13 protein-coding genes and 1 tRNA gene are annotated in these 18,241 nt (G+C 52.2%); 6 read left to right on the plus strand and 8 right to left on the minus strand.

Annotation, left to right across the window (positions count from 1 at the left end):
- Positions 1-5: 5 nt before the first annotated feature.
- From lptA to hpf, 4 genes are all read left to right on the plus strand, one after another.
- Positions 6-536 carry a lipopolysaccharide transport periplasmic protein LptA gene (lptA, locus tag LPB67_RS00465; protein ID WP_262835083.1) on the plus strand — a complete coding sequence of 177 codons (531 nt, stop codon included), beginning with the start codon at positions 6-8 and terminating at the stop codon, positions 534-536.
- A 1-nt stretch (position 537) separates the two neighbouring features.
- Positions 538-1,278, plus strand: a complete 741-nt coding sequence (lptB, locus tag LPB67_RS00470) for an LPS export ABC transporter ATP-binding protein (RefSeq protein ID WP_262835084.1) — start codon at positions 538-540, stop codon at positions 1,276-1,278.
- A gap of 17 nt (positions 1,279-1,295) precedes the next feature.
- The gene (locus tag LPB67_RS00475) at positions 1,296-2,786 is read left to right on the plus strand and encodes an RNA polymerase factor sigma-54 (protein ID WP_262835085.1); all 1,491 of its coding nucleotides are present in this window, start codon (positions 1,296-1,298) and stop codon (positions 2,784-2,786) included.
- A gap of 133 nt (positions 2,787-2,919) precedes the next feature.
- Positions 2,920-3,264, plus strand: a complete 345-nt coding sequence (gene hpf, locus LPB67_RS00480; RefSeq protein WP_262835086.1) for a ribosome hibernation-promoting factor, HPF/YfiA family — start codon at positions 2,920-2,922, stop codon at positions 3,262-3,264.
- Positions 3,265-3,662: 398 nt separating this feature from the next.
- On the opposite strand, the gene ggt is transcribed toward hpf, so the two are convergent.
- From ggt to LPB67_RS00515, 7 genes are all read right to left on the minus strand, one after another.
- Complete coding sequence (ggt, locus tag LPB67_RS00485) at positions 3,663-5,468, minus strand: gamma-glutamyltransferase (protein WP_262835087.1); 1,806 nt, start codon at positions 5,466-5,468, stop codon at positions 3,663-3,665.
- A 405-nt stretch (positions 5,469-5,873) separates the two neighbouring features.
- The gene (locus LPB67_RS00490) at positions 5,874-6,461 is read right to left on the minus strand and encodes a 50S ribosomal protein L25/general stress protein Ctc (protein ID WP_262835088.1); all 588 of its coding nucleotides are present in this window, start codon (positions 6,459-6,461) and stop codon (positions 5,874-5,876) included.
- A 111-nt stretch (positions 6,462-6,572) separates the two neighbouring features.
- Positions 6,573-7,535 carry a ribose-phosphate pyrophosphokinase gene (locus tag LPB67_RS00495; RefSeq protein WP_262835089.1) on the minus strand — a complete coding sequence of 321 codons (963 nt, stop codon included), beginning with the start codon at positions 7,533-7,535 and terminating at the stop codon, positions 6,573-6,575.
- 130 nt (positions 7,536-7,665) lie between these two features.
- Positions 7,666-7,742 (minus strand) — tRNA-Gln (locus LPB67_RS00500).
- 71 nt (positions 7,743-7,813) lie between these two features.
- On the minus strand, positions 7,814-8,668 hold the full coding sequence (gene ispE / locus LPB67_RS00505; protein ID WP_262835090.1) for a 4-(cytidine 5'-diphospho)-2-C-methyl-D-erythritol kinase: 855 nt from the start codon (positions 8,666-8,668) through the stop codon (positions 7,814-7,816).
- A complete protein-coding gene (lolB, locus tag LPB67_RS00510) occupies positions 8,665-9,297 on the minus strand; it encodes a lipoprotein insertase outer membrane protein LolB (RefSeq protein WP_262835091.1) in 633 nt (210 codons plus the stop codon). Before lolB ends, ispE begins: the two co-directional genes overlap by 4 nt.
- Positions 9,298-9,404: 107 nt before the next feature.
- Positions 9,405-11,321 carry a tetratricopeptide repeat protein gene (locus LPB67_RS00515; protein ID WP_316685034.1) on the minus strand — a complete coding sequence of 639 codons (1,917 nt, stop codon included), beginning with the start codon at positions 11,319-11,321 and terminating at the stop codon, positions 9,405-9,407.
- A gap of 127 nt (positions 11,322-11,448) precedes the next feature.
- On the opposite strand from LPB67_RS00515, the gene mutM reads away from it, so the two are divergent.
- The gene (gene mutM, locus LPB67_RS00520) at positions 11,449-12,270 is read left to right on the plus strand and encodes a bifunctional DNA-formamidopyrimidine glycosylase/DNA-(apurinic or apyrimidinic site) lyase (protein WP_262835092.1); all 822 of its coding nucleotides are present in this window, start codon (positions 11,449-11,451) and stop codon (positions 12,268-12,270) included.
- 49 nt (positions 12,271-12,319) lie between these two features.
- A complete protein-coding gene (locus tag LPB67_RS00525) occupies positions 12,320-14,254 on the plus strand; it encodes a dynamin family protein (protein WP_262835093.1) in 1,935 nt (644 codons plus the stop codon).
- A 940-nt stretch (positions 14,255-15,194) separates the two neighbouring features.
- Here LPB67_RS00525 and rpoD read toward each other — a convergent pair.
- Entirely contained in the window at positions 15,195-17,975 is a 2,781-nt protein-coding gene (rpoD, locus tag LPB67_RS00530; protein ID WP_316685035.1) for an RNA polymerase sigma factor RpoD, read from the minus strand.
- Between the last annotated feature and the right edge of the window lie 266 nt (positions 17,976-18,241).

Raw genomic sequence — 18,241 nt, forward strand, 5'->3', positions numbered from 1 at the left:
GCATCTTGGCGATCAGCGTTTTGGCGATGTCTTCCGCAGCGTTTGCCGAGAAGGCCGATAGTTTAAAGAAGACCGAAATCAGTGCCGAACATTTGACTTCAGATGGCAAGAAAAATACCTCAACCCTGCTCGGTGAAGTCATCCTGGTACGAGGCACTTTGCTGGTGAGGGCTGACCGTGCGGTCGTTTCAGAGGCTGCCGATGGACACCAGACTTCGGTGTTGTATGCGAACGCCGGCGGACGCGTATCGTTCCGTCAGAAACGTGACGGCGGCCCTGATTTATGGGTGGACGGTTATGCCGACAGAGTCGAGTACGACGATAAATCGGAACTGGTGAAGTTCATCTCCAAGGCAAAGATTCGCTACCTTGACGGCAAGAACGTCACACAGGAACAGGAAGGCGAATATCTTTCATACGACAGCATTAATGACGTTTTCGTAGCGACCAACAGTACTTCCGGAAAACAGGTTCCGGGCGGCGGTCGCGTCACTTTGATTTTAGAACCTAAAGCCGACAAGCAAGCCAAAGAATAATATGAGCACATTGTTGATCAAAGGTTTGCAAAAACGTTACGGTGCGCGTCAGGTGGTGCGCGACGTTTCGCTGGAAGTAAAAAGTGGCGATGTCGTTGGTCTGCTCGGTCCCAATGGTGCCGGCAAGACCACCTCGTTTTACATGATCGTTGGACTTGTTCCTTCAGATGCAGGCGAGATCAATGTCGATGGCGTGGATATTTCCCGTCTGCCGATTCATCAGCGCGCCGTGCTCGGGTTATCGTATCTACCGCAAGAGGCATCGGTATTTCGCAAGCTCACGGTCGAAGACAATATTCGCGCAGTGCTTGAGCTGCAAAAAGATGCGCACGGCAAATTTCTGGGCACGATAGAAATTGAGAAACGCCTGGACACCTTGCTGGCCGATTTGCAGATTGAGGGCATACGCGAGAGTCAGGCGCTATCGTTGTCCGGCGGTGAACGCCGTCGGGTCGAAATTGCCCGGGCACTGGCGACGAATCCGCGCTTCGTGCTGCTCGATGAGCCGTTTGCCGGTGTCGATCCGATTGCGGTGATTGAGATTCAACGCATTGTGCGCTTTCTCAAGGAACGCGGGATCGGTGTCCTGATCACCGATCATAATGTGCGTGAGACTTTGGGTATTTGCGATCATGCTTACATCATCAATCAGGGCGCGGTATTGGCGAGCGGTAAACCTGAAGACATCATCACGAATGAATCCGTACGCCGGGTTTATCTGGGAGAGCATTTCCGCATGTAGCGGGAAGCGAGATGATGATGAAACAAAGCCTGCAACTACGTACTTCACAACACCTGGCTTTAACGCCGCAATTGCAGCAATCAATTCGTCTTTTGCAGTTATCCACTTTGGAATTGCATCAAGAGCTGGAAAACCTGTTGACCGACAATCCCATGCTGGAACGGGTTGACGATCCCATGGATAATGCGGTGCGCTTGCTGGCCGACGGTGCGATCAGTACCACCGCCAATAATTCCGAATCCGAATTCGCAGTGCAGGAAGTCGGTGCGGAGAGCGCCGCTCCGGTGGCCGATAGTGGCGACAATACCGAGGTCGCCGCCGCCGCGGACAGCACCAGCGCCAATGAAGAAGAGTGGAGTTTTGATGACGTGCCGCAAGGCAGTAAATCCTCGGACGAAGATGACGGTCGCCCGCAACTAGAAGCGGCACAAATTAGTTTGCGCGATCATTTGCTGGAACAGATGCGCCTGAATATCCGGGAACCGCGCGACCGTGCCTTAATCGAACTGATGATTGATGCGCTGGATCCTGCCGGTTATCTGATGGAAACGATGGATGAAATCCATGCGAGTTTGCCGCTCGAATTGTGCGTAGAGCCAGAGGAATTATCTTTTGCGCTGGCCATGTTGCAAAGTTTTGACCCGGCTGGCGTCGGTGCCCGCACGCCTTCGGAATGCCTGGCACTGCAAATCAAACGATTGCCAAAAATCCCATTTGTGACGCGCCGGCTAGCACTGAAAATTGTTGAAGAGCACATCACTTTATTTGCGCAAAGAGATTTTAATAAACTCAAAAAAATCCTCAATTGCGACGATGAGGATTTGCGTGAGGCGCAGGTAGTGATTCGACAATGCAACCCCAAGCCTGGCGCAGATTTTACTTCCGCCTCATCGGATTATGTCGTACCCGATGTGATCGTCAGAAAGTCGGCCAATGGCTGGCAGGTTTTGCTGAACCAGGATGTCATGCCGAAGCTTCGCGTGAATAGCATGTATGCCAACATCATGAAGCAAAATCGGGGTGACGGCACCATGGGTTCGCAATTGCAGGAAGCGCGCTGGCTGATCAAAAATATGCGGCAACGCTTCGATACCATTTTGCGCGTTGCACAAGCGATAGTTGAAAGACAACGTAATTTTTTCACGCACGGTGCAGTTGCCATGCGGCCTCTTGTGTTGCGCGAAATTGCTGATACACTAGGTTTACACGAGAGTACTATTTCCCGTGTAACGACCCAGAAATACATGCTTACCCCGCATGGTATGTTTGAGTTGAAATATTTCTTCGGTAGCCATGTCGCGACGGAAACGGGGGGGGAAGCTTCTTCCACCGCGATACGTGCACTCATCAAGCAGTTGATAGGAGCAGAAGACCAGAAAAGCCCACTCTCTGATAGCAAAATTGCAGACATGCTGGGCGAACAGGGCATGGTGATTGCGCGACGTACAGTCGCCAAATACCGTGAAGCCCTAAAAATTCCTCCAGTAAGCCTGCGTAAATCCTTGTAATTAAGATCTGTAATTTAGTCTTGTAACTAAGCCTTGAAATTACGTTTTGTATTGCTATATATAATTTAGCTCGATGCATCAGAGCAAATGCTGAAGAAATTTATAGCAAGTAACATCACCATAGGAGCGTAGTATGAATCTCACCATCAGTGGACATCACCTCGAAGTAACTCCTGCAATACGTGAACATGTACAAAACAAGCTTGAACGCATCAGGCGACACTTCGATCAAGTCATTGATATCGCCGTCATCCTGACGGTAGACAAGCTCCGGGAAAAGGAAAAACGGCACAAAGCAGACATCAATCTGCACATCAGCGGTAAAGATATCCACGTAGAAAGTCTGGCCCATGATCTCTACGCCGCAATCGACCTCCTCATCGACAAGTTGGATAGGCAAGTCATCAAACACAAAGACAAAATTCAAGATCATCAGCACGATGCCATAAAACATCTACCAGATCCTGCATCCGTGTAAGCTTAAAGTCCGGTATTCATAGCCGGGTACGATAAAAAAGGACGCCTTGAGCGTCCTTTTTCGCTGGCAATCAATCCAAAAACGTGCCTGTGTTGCAGCAAATCATTGCGCTGCACTTGGTCTTAGGGCCTGTTAACATGTAAATCGGGAGATGCGTTCACTCCCAAACGCAGGATGGCAAGGCGCACATCGCCGCTGAGGCTGGTGCCTCAGCAAGAGGGGCAACACAGTCCATCGTGCGTTTGGGAGTGAACCCTGCGGGAATGGCCTAAACGGGTACATGGCGTTGTTGCAAATCGCTTATAGTGCTCGCACTACGGCGCGCTTAGTTGAAACCCTTGCCTAGCCCTGTACCCGTTTAGACACATTCGCACTCCCGATTTACATGTTAACAGGCCCTAGTAGCCTATGGTTTTGCCGTCGGGATTGCGCGGATCAGAATAACCGTCGAAACCATCTGGACCAATTTGTATGGTCTGCGTTCGCCCCATTGTCGGGGAAATTGTTAACGAATGGCCTTTCAGCTCAAGTAGACGCAGGGTATCCGGGCTGATACCCCGCTCAACGCGTAACCGGTCGGGCATCCATTGATGATGAATGCGTGGCGTGATGCTGGCCTGCGCCACGTTCATCCCATGATCGATCACATTGAGTATCGTTTGCAGGGTGGTCGTAATAATCCGGCTGCCTCCGGGACTGCCGGTCGTCATAAACGGTTTTCCGTCTTTTAAAATGATGGTGGGAGACATCGAGCTTAAAGGCCGCTTATAAGAACTGACGGCATTGGCATCGCCACCTATCAGGCCAAACGCATTCGGTGTGCCGGCTTTGACCGAGAAATCATCCATTTCATTATTCAGGGTGATGCCGGTACCTGCGGCAACGATGCCGCTGCCAAAATTCAGATTCAGCGTGTAAGTTGTGGCGACCACATTTCCATACTGATCGGCGACGGCAAAATGCGTCGTCTGATCACTTTCGTAGGGCTCTAATTTACCCGGTTTGATCTGATTGGAAGACAGGACGTGATCGGGATTGATTTTTTTCACCAGCTCGTCGGCATAGGTAGTGGAAGTCAATGCTTTCAACGGGACTTTAAAAAAACCAGGATCGCCGAGATATTCCGACCGGTCTGCATACGCGAGCTTCATCACTTCCGCCATCAGATGCAAATTCTGCGCACTATTGCTGCCTTGTTCCTTGATAGGGAAGTGTTCGAGCAAATTCAGCATTTGTATGATGTGGACGCCACCTGAACTGGGCGGCGGCATCGACATGACCTGATAGCCGCGATAATGACCTTTGACCGGTTCGCGTTCGACCACCTTGTAATTTTTCAGATCGTCAGCGCTGATCACGCCTTGATGCCTGGCCATTTCGGCGACGATTTTTTTCGCGATACTGCCTTGATAAAAAGCCTGCGGACCATCTTGCGCAATCAGTTTCAGAGAAGCAGCCAAATCTTTTTGCACGAGCTTCTCTCCTGCTACCAATGGCCGGCCGTTTTTAAAAAAAATCGCTTTACTCGATTCCCATGCGCCCAGATGATTGCGCTCCGCCTCCAGTATGCTGGCTAAATGCGGCGTGACTTCGAAACCTTGTTCTGCCAGGCGAATCGCGGGCGCAATGACTGCGGATAATTTCATCGTGCCGTATTTGCTCAATGCCTGGCTTAAGCCTGCAACCGTGCCCGGTATGCCGACTGCCAGGTGCGAATATAAAGATTTGCCCGGTATGACCTGGTTCGCGTGATCGAGATACATGTCGCGTGTTGCCCGCAGCGGTGCCATTTCGCGAAAATCGAGCGCAATGTCTTTGCCAGATTTGGCATCGTGGATCAGCATAAAGCCGCCGCCGCCGATATTGCCGGCGTTTGGCAGTACAACGGCCAGTGCGAAACCTACCGCAACGCCAGCGTCGATGGCATTGCCGCCGCGCTTGAGTATGTCTATGCCTACTTGTGTCGCCAATCCCTGTTCGCTGGCGACCATGCCATGCTGTGCATGCACAGGGCTGACTATGTCGTAGCCGATATCATATTTGACGATGGGGTCGATCGCTGCCGTAGTGGCTGCAGAAACGGCAGGCAGGACCAATGTTTGCGTCGCCAGGCCAATCACGGTCAGCGCGATGAATACGGTTTTTGGCAGGTAGGTTTGTGAAGACAGGCGGGTGTTCTTGGCAGACGTCATATCAATTCGCATACATGCCTTCTCTATTCATTATCGTAATTTGAAAAACTGACTGGATAGTTTGATTTTAACTTTATCGTCACAGCCATGATTCGATTTATACGAATTAATTTTTAAAGTAGGACTTACACAAAAACCAAAACCTCTCACCACCGAGACACAGAGAAAAACAAGAGGAAAGCCCCCGCAATGTTTGGATATAAACCGAACCCGCAAGCCGAGTGCGCCCGTTGGCACGAAATGTCGCTGAAAGCCGCATCCAGCCTGCAGGTTCAATGTGGAAGGCGGTAAGTAGTTTGCTGTTTTGCGTAATTCCTATAAAGATGAATTTATATGAACTATTTAGACTGAATTGAATTCAACCGACGTAAAAAAACCGCCACGCAGGCGGTTTTTTTATCGCACAGCAGAAATTAATTACTTGGCTTCTGCTTCGGCGGCTGTTGCGCCGGCTGGAATAACAGCGATAGCGACCGTTGCGTCGTCACCGTGCACCACTGCGGATACGCCTTTTGGCAATACCAGGCTGGAAACGTGGATAGATTGACCGGCTTCCAATTTGGACAGGTCAACTTCTACGAATTCCGGCAAGTCTGCTGGCAAGCAAGAGATATCCAGCTCAACGGCAACGTGGCTGATTACGGCTGCGTTCAATTTCACTGCTGGAGATACTTCAGCATTGATGAAATGCAGAGGCACTTTAACGTGGATCTTTTTGTTAGGATCAACACGTTGGAAGTCAGCGTGCAATACCAATTGTTTGTAGGCGTGGACTTGGAAGTCGCGCAACAAGACTTTTTCTACTTTGCCATCAACTTCCAGATCCAGAATCGAGGAATGGAACACTTCTTTCTTCAATGCGTGGTACAGCGCATTGTGGTCCAGAGTGATAGATACAGGGGCTTCTGTGCCGCCGTAGATGATGCCAGGTGTTTGGCCAGCATTGCGCAGGCGGCGGCTCGCTCCGGTCCCCTGTTCTTTGCGTGCAAATGCGATTACTTTCATGGTGTTACTCCAAAAAATGCAAGAGTCAACTTGCGGTTTTGTATCTCCGCGACCAGAGATACGGAAAAACGCAGTGATTTATTTTTGCAAATAAATACTGCGCAGAAAAAATTAATCAGTGAACAGCGAAATGACGGATTCGCCCTTGGTAATGCGGCGGAAGGTTTCGGCCAGCAAACTATCGCAGGACAATTGGCGTATCTTGGAGCAGGCTCTTGCTGCTTCCGATAAGGGTATCGTATCCGTTACCACCAGCTCATCCAATGGCGAGCTGGAAATACGCGCAATTGCCGGGCCGGACAATACCGGATGCGTGCAATAGGCCAATACTTTTTTCGCGCCGCGTTCTTTCAAAACCTCAGCAGCCTTGGTCAGGGTGCCCGCAGTATCGACCATGTCATCCATGATCACGCAATTGCGGCCTTCGACTTCACCGATGATGTTCATGACTTCGGAAACGTTGGCTTTTGGACGACGCTTATCGATAATCGCCAGATCGCAGCCCAGGCGTTTTGCCAAAGCGCGGGCGCGAACCACGCCGCCGACGTCAGGCGACACCACTAACAAATCTTCGTAATTCTTGGCGACCAGATCACCCAGCAAAATCGGCGAAGCGTAGATATTATCAACCGGGATGTCAAAGAAACCCTGGATCTGATCGGCGTGCAAGTCCATGATCAATACGCGATCAACACCGGCTTCTTCCAGCATGTTGGCGACTACCTTGGCCGAGATCGCCACGCGGGCAGAGCGCGGACGACGATCCTGGCGGGCATAGCCGAAATACGGGATGGCGGCGGTGATGCGGCCGGCGGACGCGCGCTTCAGGGCATCGACCATCAACATGATTTCCATCAGATTGTCATTGGTCGGTGCGCAAGTCGATTGCAATACGAACACGTCTTTACCGCGGACGTTTTCATTGATCTCGACCATGACTTCGCCATCAGAGAATTTGGACACATCGGCCTTGCCGAGCGGAATCCCTAATTGCCTGGCAACCCCCGCAGCCAACGCAGGATTGGCGTTGCCTGTGAAAACCATCATGTTGTCATTTACGCGCGCACTTGCCATGGCAGGACCTATCGGCTTAATTGAGGGTCAGACGTCTTTACTCGAACTTTGCTTAGTGTTTTAGCAAAAAACGCCGCTGGTAAAATTGAAAAAAGCCGCCGCAGATTTTATGCGGCGGCTTTATATTTAATGGCAGGGGATGAAGGATTCGAACCTTCGTATGCTGGAATCAAAATCCAGTGCCTTAACCAGCTTGGCGAATCCCCTACACAACCGTTTATCTGATGCTGAATTCCGAGCCGCTATTTTAGCGGGATTTCAACATCAAACCAAATTTTTTAACTCTGCAGCAAGTGCGTCATCGGATGTTGACGGATTGCTTTGGCTTTCCAGGCTTGCCACTTGTCAGGTACCTGTGCCAGCACTTGAGCGGCTTTCGCCTCATCAGAAAATGCACAAAATACACAAGCGCCCGATCCGGTCATCCTGGCGTCGCCGAAAGTTTTCAGCCACTGTATGGCTGCATCAACTTCTGGAAACAAAGCACAAGCTACTGCTTGCAGATCGTTTTTCCACTCCATTTTTGAATGGCTGGAAAAGTCCGCTATTCTGATGGGTTTTGTGTCTCGTGTCAACTCTTTTGTGGAAAAAATTGCAGGCGTCGGGACTTGTACGCCCGGCTCAATCACCACGAACCAGTTCGCGGGCGTATCGATAGCCTGCAATTGTTCGCCTATGCCCTCGGCGAAGGCATTCTGACCAAATAGGAAAAACGGTACGTCGGCACCCAATTGCAGGCCGAGTACCATCAATTCTGCGCGGCTCAGTCCGCATTGCCACAGGTGATTGAGCGCTATTAGAGTGGTTGCTGCATCGGAGGAGCCGCCGCCCAGTCCGCCGCCCATAGGGAGTTTTTTATGCAGGGTGATGTTCGCGCCCAGACTGATTCCGGTGTTGGCTTGCAATAGCCGGGCTGCACGGACGATCAGGTCGCTCTCGGCAGGTACGCCTGGGATGTCGTTGGCACGCACTATCCGGGCATCGTTGCGCACCTCGAAATCCAGGGAATCGCCATGATCGAGTAGTTGAAACGCGGTTTGCAGCAGGTGATAGCCGTCCGCACGACGACCGGTGACGTGCAAGAACAGGTTCAGTTTCGCCGGAGCCGGGCATTGATGTAGCGTGCCGATCATTGCGGTGTCCATTGGTCAATGGCGATGCGCAAGGACAATTCTCCTGCCTGAACGGTGCTGCGTTGCAGGTCTATGCGTTTCGGGCGGGGTGAGTCGGCGCCGGCTTCCCAGGTCGCGTAGCGCAGATGCCAGCCATCGGTGTCGATTTCAATATTGTCTTGTGCAGCCAGGGCGGTGCGTTGTCCTTGCGGGTTGCGGCTATATGCTTGCAGCCAGTCGCGCAGGCCGCTGACCGGCAGCGACCAGCCCAGGCTTTCGGTCAGCAGGCTATCGAGGTCGCTGGCATAACGCGTTTCCTGGCCGGCTTGTTGCAAGCTCGCACCGGACGCCGTCTGGTTGATGGTGGCGATGGTTTGTCCTAACTGGGACAGCAAGGCGATGGTGAGGCTGTCCGGCGTTTGCTGCCATTCAAAGCTGCCCGGCAAACTTTGTGGCTTGCCGTTTTGCTGGTAACGCACCAGGATGCGCCCGCTGATCTGGATGTTGCTGTGGTAGCTGCGCTCGGATGCGCTGCCCGCTGCCCGGTGTGGCGGGCTGGCGCAGCCGCTCAGCCATAGGCACAGTAAAAGTAAAAAAACAGGGGAGTATCTGATTAAATGCGGCGATCCCGCATTGCTGGCTTGGTGCATTTGATCAATTTTTTCTATGCTGGGTGGAGTATCTCGTTGCGATGTTGCTTGCATACGATCTGTAGCGGCAATTTTAGGCTGATACAGGTTGTATGCGGTCTCCACGATTACGGTTTGGCGTTTAAACGTTGCAGCGTGGTTTTTAAAGTTGCGCTGTCAGGATCTTTGGCTCTGGCTTCGCGCCAGAATTTTTTTGCATCTTCCTTGTGGCCCTGCGTCCATAGCACTTCGCCTAAATGGATCGCGATCTCTGCATCCTGGCGTAATTCATAAGCGCGCCGCAGATCTTTTTCCGCATCATCGAAGCGCGCCAGGCGGAATTTGACCCAGCCCAGACTATCGAGAATAAACGCATCGTCGGGGGCCAGGCTCGCTGCTTTTTCGATCAGGCTCAGCGCTTCGTCCAGGCGGATATTCCGGTCTGCCAATGAATAGCCGAGCGCATTGTAGGCATGCTGGCTATTCGGAGCCAAAGCGATGACGCGGCGCAGGGCGGTTTCCATCGCCTCGTTTCTTTTCTGCGATTCTGCCAGCATTGCATAGTCGTATAACAGGTCGGTATTATCCGGAAAGCGCTGCAATGCGGCTTCCATGACGCGATTCGCCTCATCGGTTTGTTTTGCCTCGCGCAGCAATTGTGCTTCCGCCTGGGCTAGCTGGGCTTGCTCGGTATCGTTGGCTGCTTTGTAGTCATGTAAGAACTGCCTGGCTTCAGCCAACCTGCCTTCTTTCGCCAGCAACTGCGCGCGCCGGATTTGCGTATTGAAATAGGCAGCATTACGGCCGTCGTAGGATTCCACTTTGGCCAGCCATGCTTGCGCAGCAGGATAATCGTTGCGCTCGACAGCGAGTTGCGCCAGATTCAGCAGCGCAGGCGTCGGATCGCGTTCTTCGGCAGGATTGGCTTCGAGTTCTGTCAGGTAGCGGCTCAGATATTGTTCGGCCAGCTGATTATTGCCGGGTTTCTTTTTGCTCTCCATGCTCAATATGCCAAGCGTGTACAGCACGTTGATGTCGTCCGGTTTATCGCGCAGCAATTGCTCGAATTCTTGCGTCGCCTTATCCATTTGATGCTGGTCGATCAGGATGCTGCCATAGGCCAGGCGCACATCGCGCGCTTTCGGATTTTTTTGCAAAAATGCCGCCATGGCTTTCATCGCATCGCTTTGTTTGGAGGCCTGCGCAATGGTGAGTACTGCCAGTTGCGAGTCGGGTTTGGCTTGCAGCACCAGCTCGGCCTCGGCGACGGCGCGCTTGTTGTCGCCCCTGGCGTAGGCGCCTTGTGCAAGGGCGAGGTGGGCTTCCGCGGTGGTTTTGTAGGGGGCAACGATTTCTTCCAGCGTGTCGAAAGCGGCGTTCTTGTCGCGGGCGCGGGCCAATAAGCGCTGCGCTTGCAACATCAGCAAGGCATATTGTTTCGGTTCGGCGTTGCGTAATTTCTCGGCAAAGACCGAATGGATTTCGGCCAGATTATTATTCATCACCATGAAGCCGAGATAATACTGGGTAGCTTCATTTGAGTTGGGGGCGAGTTCGCGCCACAGGCGGATTGCGGTCAGCGATTCGCCCGGCTGCTTGGCGGCCAGCGCCATTTCAGATGCGCGTCGTGCCAGACGGGGATCGCGGGTTTGCTGGGCGACGCTGAGTATCGTCACATAAGCGGCTTGCCAGTTGCCGCGCTGAAAAGCGATTTCGGAAGTCAAGATTTTATACAGCAACTCATCGGTCAGCGCGACGGCGGGCAAATGCTCCTCGCCGCGTTTGCTGATCTGAGCACCGCCAATCGCATGTTCCGCAGCCAGCGCAGCTTGCGCCGCATCGGTCGCCCCGATTGCCTGATGTGCGTCTTCCGAGATGCCCGATTTCGAGGGAGACATGCTGCTGCACGCCGATAGCAGGATGGTGAACGCCAGCAGCGGAGCAAATGCACGCAGAGCCGTTACAATAGACGAGGCAGGCGAGGGTGTGCCGGTGTTGCAAGGCGATACAAGCGTGCTGCGATGAATGTGCAAAACAGTTTTCAAAACAATATCCAAGTTTGACTGATGATGGTTGATTTTACGCTGAAGCCGTGTCTGCGTGGGGCGATCGATGCCGGTACTCTGTGTCAAATTGTAATCTCCGATCTCTAACATAATCACAATTGAATCTATGCCAGAACTCCCCGAAGTCGAAGTTACCCGGCGCGGCGTCGCACCCCATCTGATCGGACAGCAAGTCACGCAAGTAGTTCTGCGCCGCGCGGGTTTGCGTTGGCCTTTCCCTGATAATCTGGCTGAATTACTCACAGGCCAGCGCATTCTGGCAGCCGGGCGACGCGGCAAATATCTTTTGCTCGAATTTCGGCATGGCACGGTCTTGATCCATCTCGGCATGTCGGGACATTTACGCATCATCCCCGCCAGCACGCCCGCGCAAAAACATGACCATATCGATATCGTGGTCGGCACTCAGGCTCTGCGCATGACGGATCCACGCCGCTTTGGCGCGGTACTCTGGCATGACGCTGCGGACGGCGACGTGAATCAGCATTTGCTATTGCGTGGTCTCGGTGTAGAGCCGCTGGAAGAATTATTTAACGCGGAATTGCTGTACAAGCAGACGCGTCAGCGTAAAGCGGCGATCAAACAAGTCTTGCTGGCAGGCGATATCGTGGTCGGGGTCGGTAATATCTACGCGTCAGAAAGCCTGTTTCGCGCCAAAATCAACCCGAAAGTCTCGGCGCATCGCATCAGCCTGGCGAGGTACCGGCTGCTGGCCGAAGAAATTCGCCTTACCTTGCAAGCCGCCATCGAACAAGGCGGTAGCAGTTTGCGCGATTTCATCGGGGTTGACGGGCAAACAGGTTATTTTCAACAGACTTATTTCGTATATGATCGTGCAGGAGAGCAATGTCGGCTGTGCGGAACAACAATAAGACAGATCAAACAAGGCCAGCGCAGCACTTTTTACTGCATAAATTGTCAAAAATAGGCCAAAATGCTAGATTCTCCGGATACTAAAAATATTATTTGAGGGCAACATGAGTAATCTGGTTCAAAAATTCCAGGAATACAGCGATTGGCGCAAAGGTGTCGTGAACGCGCTCGAGCAATATCGCGCGTGGATAAATGGATCGGATATGGCCGATGCCGCCAGCGATCAGCGTATCTCGCGTTTATTGGAAAGACTGGTCGATGACAAGTTGTCCATCGCTTTCGTCGCAGAATTTTCACGCGGCAAGTCGGAGCTAATTAACGCCATTTTCTTCGCCGATTACGGCCAGCGTATTTTGCCGTCCTCGGCTGGTCGCACCACCATGTGTCCGACTGAGTTGTTATACGACGAAACAATTCCGCCTTGCATACGCCTGCTGCCTATCGAAACCCGCAAAGAAGCGCAATCGACCAGCGACTACAAAGGCCAGCACCATGTCTGGACCGTATTTCCACTGAATATCAACTCTGGCGACGGCATGCTGGAAGCATTCAAGCAAGTCAGCCTGACCAAGAAAGTATCGATAGAAGAAGCCAAGTCCTACGGCTTGTTTGATGAAAACGATCCGGACGCGCCATTGGAAATTGATGAGGACGGGCTGGTAGAAATTTCTCAGTGGCGACATGCGATTGTGAATTTCCCGCATCCTTTGCTCAAAGAAGGTTTGATCATCGTCGACACCCCGGGCCTGAACGCGATCGGTACCGAACCTGAATTGACCTTGAACCTGATTCCGAACGCGCATGCAGTCTTGTTTATCCTGGCTGCCGATACCGGCGTCACCAAGAGCGATATTGATGTCTGGCGCAATCATATCGGCGGCGGCCCTGGCCGTATGGTGGTGCTGAATAAGATCGACAGCATGTGGGACGAGTTGCGCACACCGGAAGAGATAGAAAATCAGATCAAGCATCAGATAGCAACGGTTGCGCATAATCTGACTATCGATGCAAAACAAATTTTTCCGGTCTCCGCACAAAAGGGCCTGGTTGCGAAAATCAACAAGGATGCGCCGCTGCTGGCCAAGAGCCGTTTGCCAAGCCTGGAATATGCGCTGTCCAAAGAATTAATCCCGTCCAAGCAAGAGATTATCCGTTCTCACATGTCTGCCGATATCAACGAAATCACAGGCGGACAGCAAGCGGTTCTCTCTGCACGCAGCCGCAGCCTGGTCGAGCAGACGATGGAGCTGAAGAGCCTGCGCGGCAAGAACGTGAATGTGATCGAACACATGATGCGCCGCATCGATGCAGAGAAAAAAGAGTTCGACGCCAGCCTGCTCAAGATGCAGGGAACGCGCGCCGTCTTCACCCGCCTCTCAACCGAGGTGTATACCAGCCTGGGGATGGATATTTTGCGCGAAGAAATTCGCAAGGCGCGCGATGCCATGGAGAACAGTAATTTTTCTTCCGGCCTGAAAGACGCAGTCAAACAATTCTTCAGCAATATCAAATTTAATCTGCAGGCCTCCAACAAAAAGACCGATGAAATTTCGGAAATGATGACCATCATGTACCGTAAATTTTCTACAGAACACGGTCTGGCCTTGACTGCGCCGATGCCGTTTTCCCTGCAAAAATACATACAGGAAGTCAATGCGGTAGAGGCGGTATTTCAGAAGCAATTCAGCGCCACCACCTTGCTCACCAAACCGCGCGTGGTTGTCATGCAGAAGTTCTTCGACTCCATCGCTGCGCGCGTGAAGCAAAGTTTTTTGCAGGCCAATCGCGATGTCGAGGCATGGCAGAAAGTCGTGATGGCGCCTCTGGAAGCCCAAATCCGTGAGCATAAAGGCCAGTTGAAAAACCGCATGCAATCGATACAGCGGATTCATGTGGCAACGGATAGCCTGGAAGAAAAAATCAATTCCTTCGAGAGCATTCAAGCTGAAATGGATGCGCAGAAGAGCAAATTGAACGAGCTGGAAGCGAACTTGAAAAATGCGCTGTCAGCGGAACTGAGCGCATTAAAGGCGGCCTAGAAATAGGTGCCAGATCATAGGTCAGGGTTGGGAAGCTGAAGTAAATCAGAATTTATGTGTTAGCGGCTGTCAGATTTAGTCAAATCTTGAAGCTTTATAGGTGACTTCTGTCGGCCAATTGCTGGCATTCAGTCATAAGTTCTAGTTGGTGTTGCTTCATTAATTTTAGCGTGGCAAGATGTGGGGGGAGGCGCTGCACGGGCTCATTGCTCCTCTTTGGTTTTTTGGGACTGCGTGGTCGTATTACGTTTTTTATGCGGCTTTCTTAGTTCGTAGGCACGAGTTCTTTCTTGCTGCATTTGCAGGTGACCGCAGCTTAGGGGCAACTTGCTATCGCTCTTTTCATTAATTAAGCAGATATGTGGAAACTAGCGTTTAAGAGGACAGTCCGTGGATTACTTCGAGCATTCTGGGTGGCTCCATTACTTGTAGCTGCCTACACACTGATGGCGGAAGTAACGAGCGGCGTAGGTAACGATATATCCCGTACTGCATTTGCTTTGCTTGCTATTGTATCTCTCACAGCGGCGGTAACTGCCTTTTACCTTGTGCTGGTTGGCTTTCCAATTTTGTTCGTTCTGACGGTGCTAAAACTTGACCACCCCGTCCTCGCAAGTATCGTAGCGGGAGGTCTAATATTTTGGCGTACCGGGTTAGCAAACCAGCGTCAGTGGACTTATTCGGAAGACGTCATGGTTTTTACCGTCGTAAGCGTAATAGTTGCGTTTGTGGCGACGTATGAGACGCGTTTTACCTCAATGCAAAATGCGGACGCAAAGCACCCGCCAGCTTAGTCTTTGAATGCCCACTATTGTGAAGCGCGACCGGCAGCTTTGAGGTGATTGCATACACATATGATCTAACATCTCCTGTCAGATAAAATCACAACCCGCACAGAAAAGCTTGTCAGCACGGATGCGCTGACAAGCTTTTTTTCTGCCTAGTGACTTTCCAGTAAGCTCTTCAGTTGATCCGAGCGCGATGGATGGCGCAATTTTTTCATCGCCTTGGCTTCAATCTGGCGTATCCGTTCACGCGTGACTTCAAACTGTTTGCCGACTTCTTCCAGGGTGTAGTCGCTGACCATTTCCAGGCCGAAGCGCATGCGCAGCACCTTGGCTTCGCGCGGGCTGAGTGAGTCCAGCACTTCTTTCAACTTTTCCTGGACGGAGGCTTGCATCGCTGCCGCCATCGGGGACAAGGTGTGATTGTCCTCGATGAAATCGCCGAGCTGCGAGTCGCCGTCATCGCCGATAGGCGTATCCATCGATACCGGTTCCTTGGCGATCTTCATGATTTCGCGGATCTTGCTTTCCGATATTTCCATCTTCTTTGCAATGAGTGCCGGATCGGGTTCGACGCCGCTTTCCTGCATCAGCTGGCGTTTGATGCGGTTCATTTTATTGATGGTTTCTATCATATGCACCGGAACGCGAATGGTTCTGGCCTGATCGGCAATCGCTCGCGAAATCGCCTGGCGTATCCACCAGGTGGCATAGGTGGAAAATTTATATCCGCGGCGATATTCAAATTTATCGACGGCTTTGAGTAAGCCGATATTCCCTTCCTGGATCAGGTCGAGGAATTGCAGTCCGCGGTTCACATATTTCTTCGCGATAGAAATCACCAGGCGCAAATTCGCTTCAGTCATGGCACGCTTGGCGTCTGCTGCGCGTTTTTCGCCGGCGACCATTTGCTTATTGGTCTTGCGCAAATCGCTGAGCGGCATTGCGATTTTTTGTTCCAGCGCGATGAGTTTCTGTTGCAACTCATTCGCTGCATGGATGTGGCGCTGCAAGGCGGCGCTGTGCGGCTGATTGCTCTCGACTTCGTTATTCAGCCATGTGGTATTGGTTTCGTTGCCGGGAAATTTTGCGATGAAATGCGGACGTGGCATGCCGCATTTATTGATCAGCAAATCCTGCATTTTTTTCTCGACCTGACGCAATTCAGCCATTTGCCTGCGTAAGGTATCGCATAATTTTTCTGTAGTTTTGACGGTGAAGCGTATGCCTAATAACTCTTGTGAAATGCGCTGCTGCGCTTGTACATAATTCGATGACTGATAGCCTTCCTTGGATTCCAGTGCGCGCATTTTTTCAAACTGGCGAGCGATGACGGCAAATTTAAGCAGCGCGGCATTCTTCAATTGCAGCAATTGTTCTTCGCTGACCGCATCCGCGCTGACGGCATCGTCTTCGTCCTCTTCATCGGGTTCATCACTGTCCTCCTGAACATTGGCGATGCTGGCCAGGCTGCTGTCTTCCTTGGCGTCCGGATCGACCAGGCCGTCGATGATGTCATCAATCTTGATCTCATCTTTAGCGATCTTGTCGGCAATTGCCAGAATTTCTGCAATGGTACTTGGACTGGCCGAGATCGCTTGCAGCATATCTTTCAAGCCATCTTCAATACGCTTGGCGATGTCGATTTCGCCGCTGCGCGTCAATAATTCGACCCCGCCCATTTCGCGCATATACATACGCACCGGGTCGGTGGTGCGGCCGAAATCGGCATCCACGGTGGACAGTGCCGCAGCGGCTGTGGCTTCGGCCTCATCATCGCTGACGGCGGTGACGACGCTGTCGGTCAACAGCAGCAGCGTGGCATCCGGCGCCTGATCATAGACGGCGACACCGATATCGTTGAGCGTGCTGATGATGCCTTGTACCATTTCCGGATCGGCCACGTTTTCCGGTAAATGATCGTTGATTTCTGCATGGGTCAGATAGCCGCGATCTTTGCCTATCTGTATCAGCTTGGTCAGTTTTTTACGGTATTGCTCGAGTTGCTCGGACGAGGTGGTGGCGGTAGTGCCAGCCGAGGCTTTTCTGGCTTTGGCTCTGGCGACCGATTTCAGTTCTGCGGATTCCACCGCATTGAGCGCACGGATTTCATCGTTCTCGAATTGGAATTCACTCGGCTTGCGTCCGCGCTTGGCGGCTTCCTTGACGGCAGGCAGGACGTAGGCCGAGGTGTCGACAGTCGCCACATTGACTTCGACTATCGGTGCTGCTTGTTTCCAGATGCGCGGCGCACGTTTGCTGACGGTGCTGAGCTCGGCCGGTGCTGAGGATGGGGCCACGTTGGGATTTACTTCGACCCTTACTTCCATGCTTGCTGCCACGCTGGCAGCAGCAGGCGCGGCAGGTGTGGCGTCTGCTGCTGCGGTCAATTTTTTGCGCAGGCGTGAACTCGATTTTTTGACTACGACAACCGCCGCCGCGCTATTGCTGGCGCTGCCAACGGTGTAGTCGGTAAAGTCGATATCCAATGCAAGCGGTGAGCTTGCTGCGCTGATTTCCTGCGTCGCTAAATCAGCGGAGGCAGCCGGTATGGCGGATGATATGGCAGATGACACGGCTGCCGGTTCAGCGACGGCAACTGCACTATCTTCCGCAGGCAAGTCTGGCAATGTCTCCGCCGCTATCTGATCCGTTCCCTCTATGGTTTCCGGGGCGGCAGCCATGACCGCGGCTAGCCTGGAGCGGCGCTTGGTCATCACTGTCACCTGAGCGGAGGCAACAGGTAGCGCGTCGGTCATGACAGCGGCCATGATCTGCTCATGCACTACGGCCTGGGCAGGCTGTACGGCAATTATTTTTGCTTCAATCCTGGGAAGAGCCGGTTCTTTACCCGGGCGGTTTTTGCTGCCCAGGGTAAGCGTTGATGCGCTTTTTTGCAGAGGTAAGCCAGTGGAGTCGGTCGAATTATTTTTCATGTAACGAAATCTAGTACAGCAACAAATTAATATGCGTAGGGAGCTGGAAAGCTGATCAGCGAGCGCCCCTGAATCAAAGATGAAAAAAGCCCGCTGGTGAAAGCGGGCTTTCGTCATCTTTATTCATGGATGAACAGAGGACGCGATTATCCTAGGCTTCTGTGTTCTTGGCAAGTTAAGTTGCACATTTTTTGCGCTGGTTTGATGGTTGGCCGGAGCTGGGTTTGACGGCATTTTTCGATGGCGAAAAAACATGACGAGGTATA

This window comes from Undibacterium sp. Jales W-56 (assembly GCF_025548535.1).
GTDB lineage: Bacteria > Pseudomonadota > Gammaproteobacteria > Burkholderiales > Burkholderiaceae_D > Undibacterium.

What these genes read in the sequence shown, in the direction of transcription:
- lptB (WP_262835084.1), top strand. Translation starts at nt 538, where the DNA reads ATGAGCACATTGTTGATCAAAGGTTTGCAAAAACGTTACGGTGCGCGT.
- LPB67_RS00475 (WP_262835085.1), top strand. Translation starts at nt 1,296, where the DNA reads ATGAAACAAAGCCTGCAACTACGTACTTCACAACACCTGGCTTTAACG.
- hpf (WP_262835086.1), top strand. Translation starts at nt 2,920, where the DNA reads ATGAATCTCACCATCAGTGGACATCACCTCGAAGTAACTCCTGCAATA.
- ggt (WP_262835087.1), bottom strand. Translation starts at nt 5,468, where the DNA reads ATGCGAATTGATATGACGTCTGCCAAGAACACCCGCCTGTCTTCACAA.
- LPB67_RS00490 (WP_262835088.1), bottom strand. Translation starts at nt 6,461, where the DNA reads ATGAAAGTAATCGCATTTGCACGCAAAGAACAGGGGACCGGAGCGAGC.
- LPB67_RS00495 (WP_262835089.1), bottom strand. Translation starts at nt 7,535, where the DNA reads ATGGCAAGTGCGCGCGTAAATGACAACATGATGGTTTTCACAGGCAAC.
- ispE (WP_262835090.1), bottom strand. Translation starts at nt 8,668, where the DNA reads ATGATCGGCACGCTACATCAATGCCCGGCTCCGGCGAAACTGAACCTG.
- lolB (WP_262835091.1), bottom strand. Translation starts at nt 9,297, where the DNA reads ATGCACCAAGCCAGCAATGCGGGATCGCCGCATTTAATCAGATACTCC.
- mutM (WP_262835092.1), top strand. Translation starts at nt 11,449, where the DNA reads ATGCCAGAACTCCCCGAAGTCGAAGTTACCCGGCGCGGCGTCGCACCC.
- LPB67_RS00525 (WP_262835093.1), top strand. Translation starts at nt 12,320, where the DNA reads ATGAGTAATCTGGTTCAAAAATTCCAGGAATACAGCGATTGGCGCAAA.
- rpoD (WP_316685035.1), bottom strand. Translation starts at nt 17,975, where the DNA reads ATGAAAAATAATTCGACCGACTCCACTGGCTTACCTCTGCAAAAAAGC.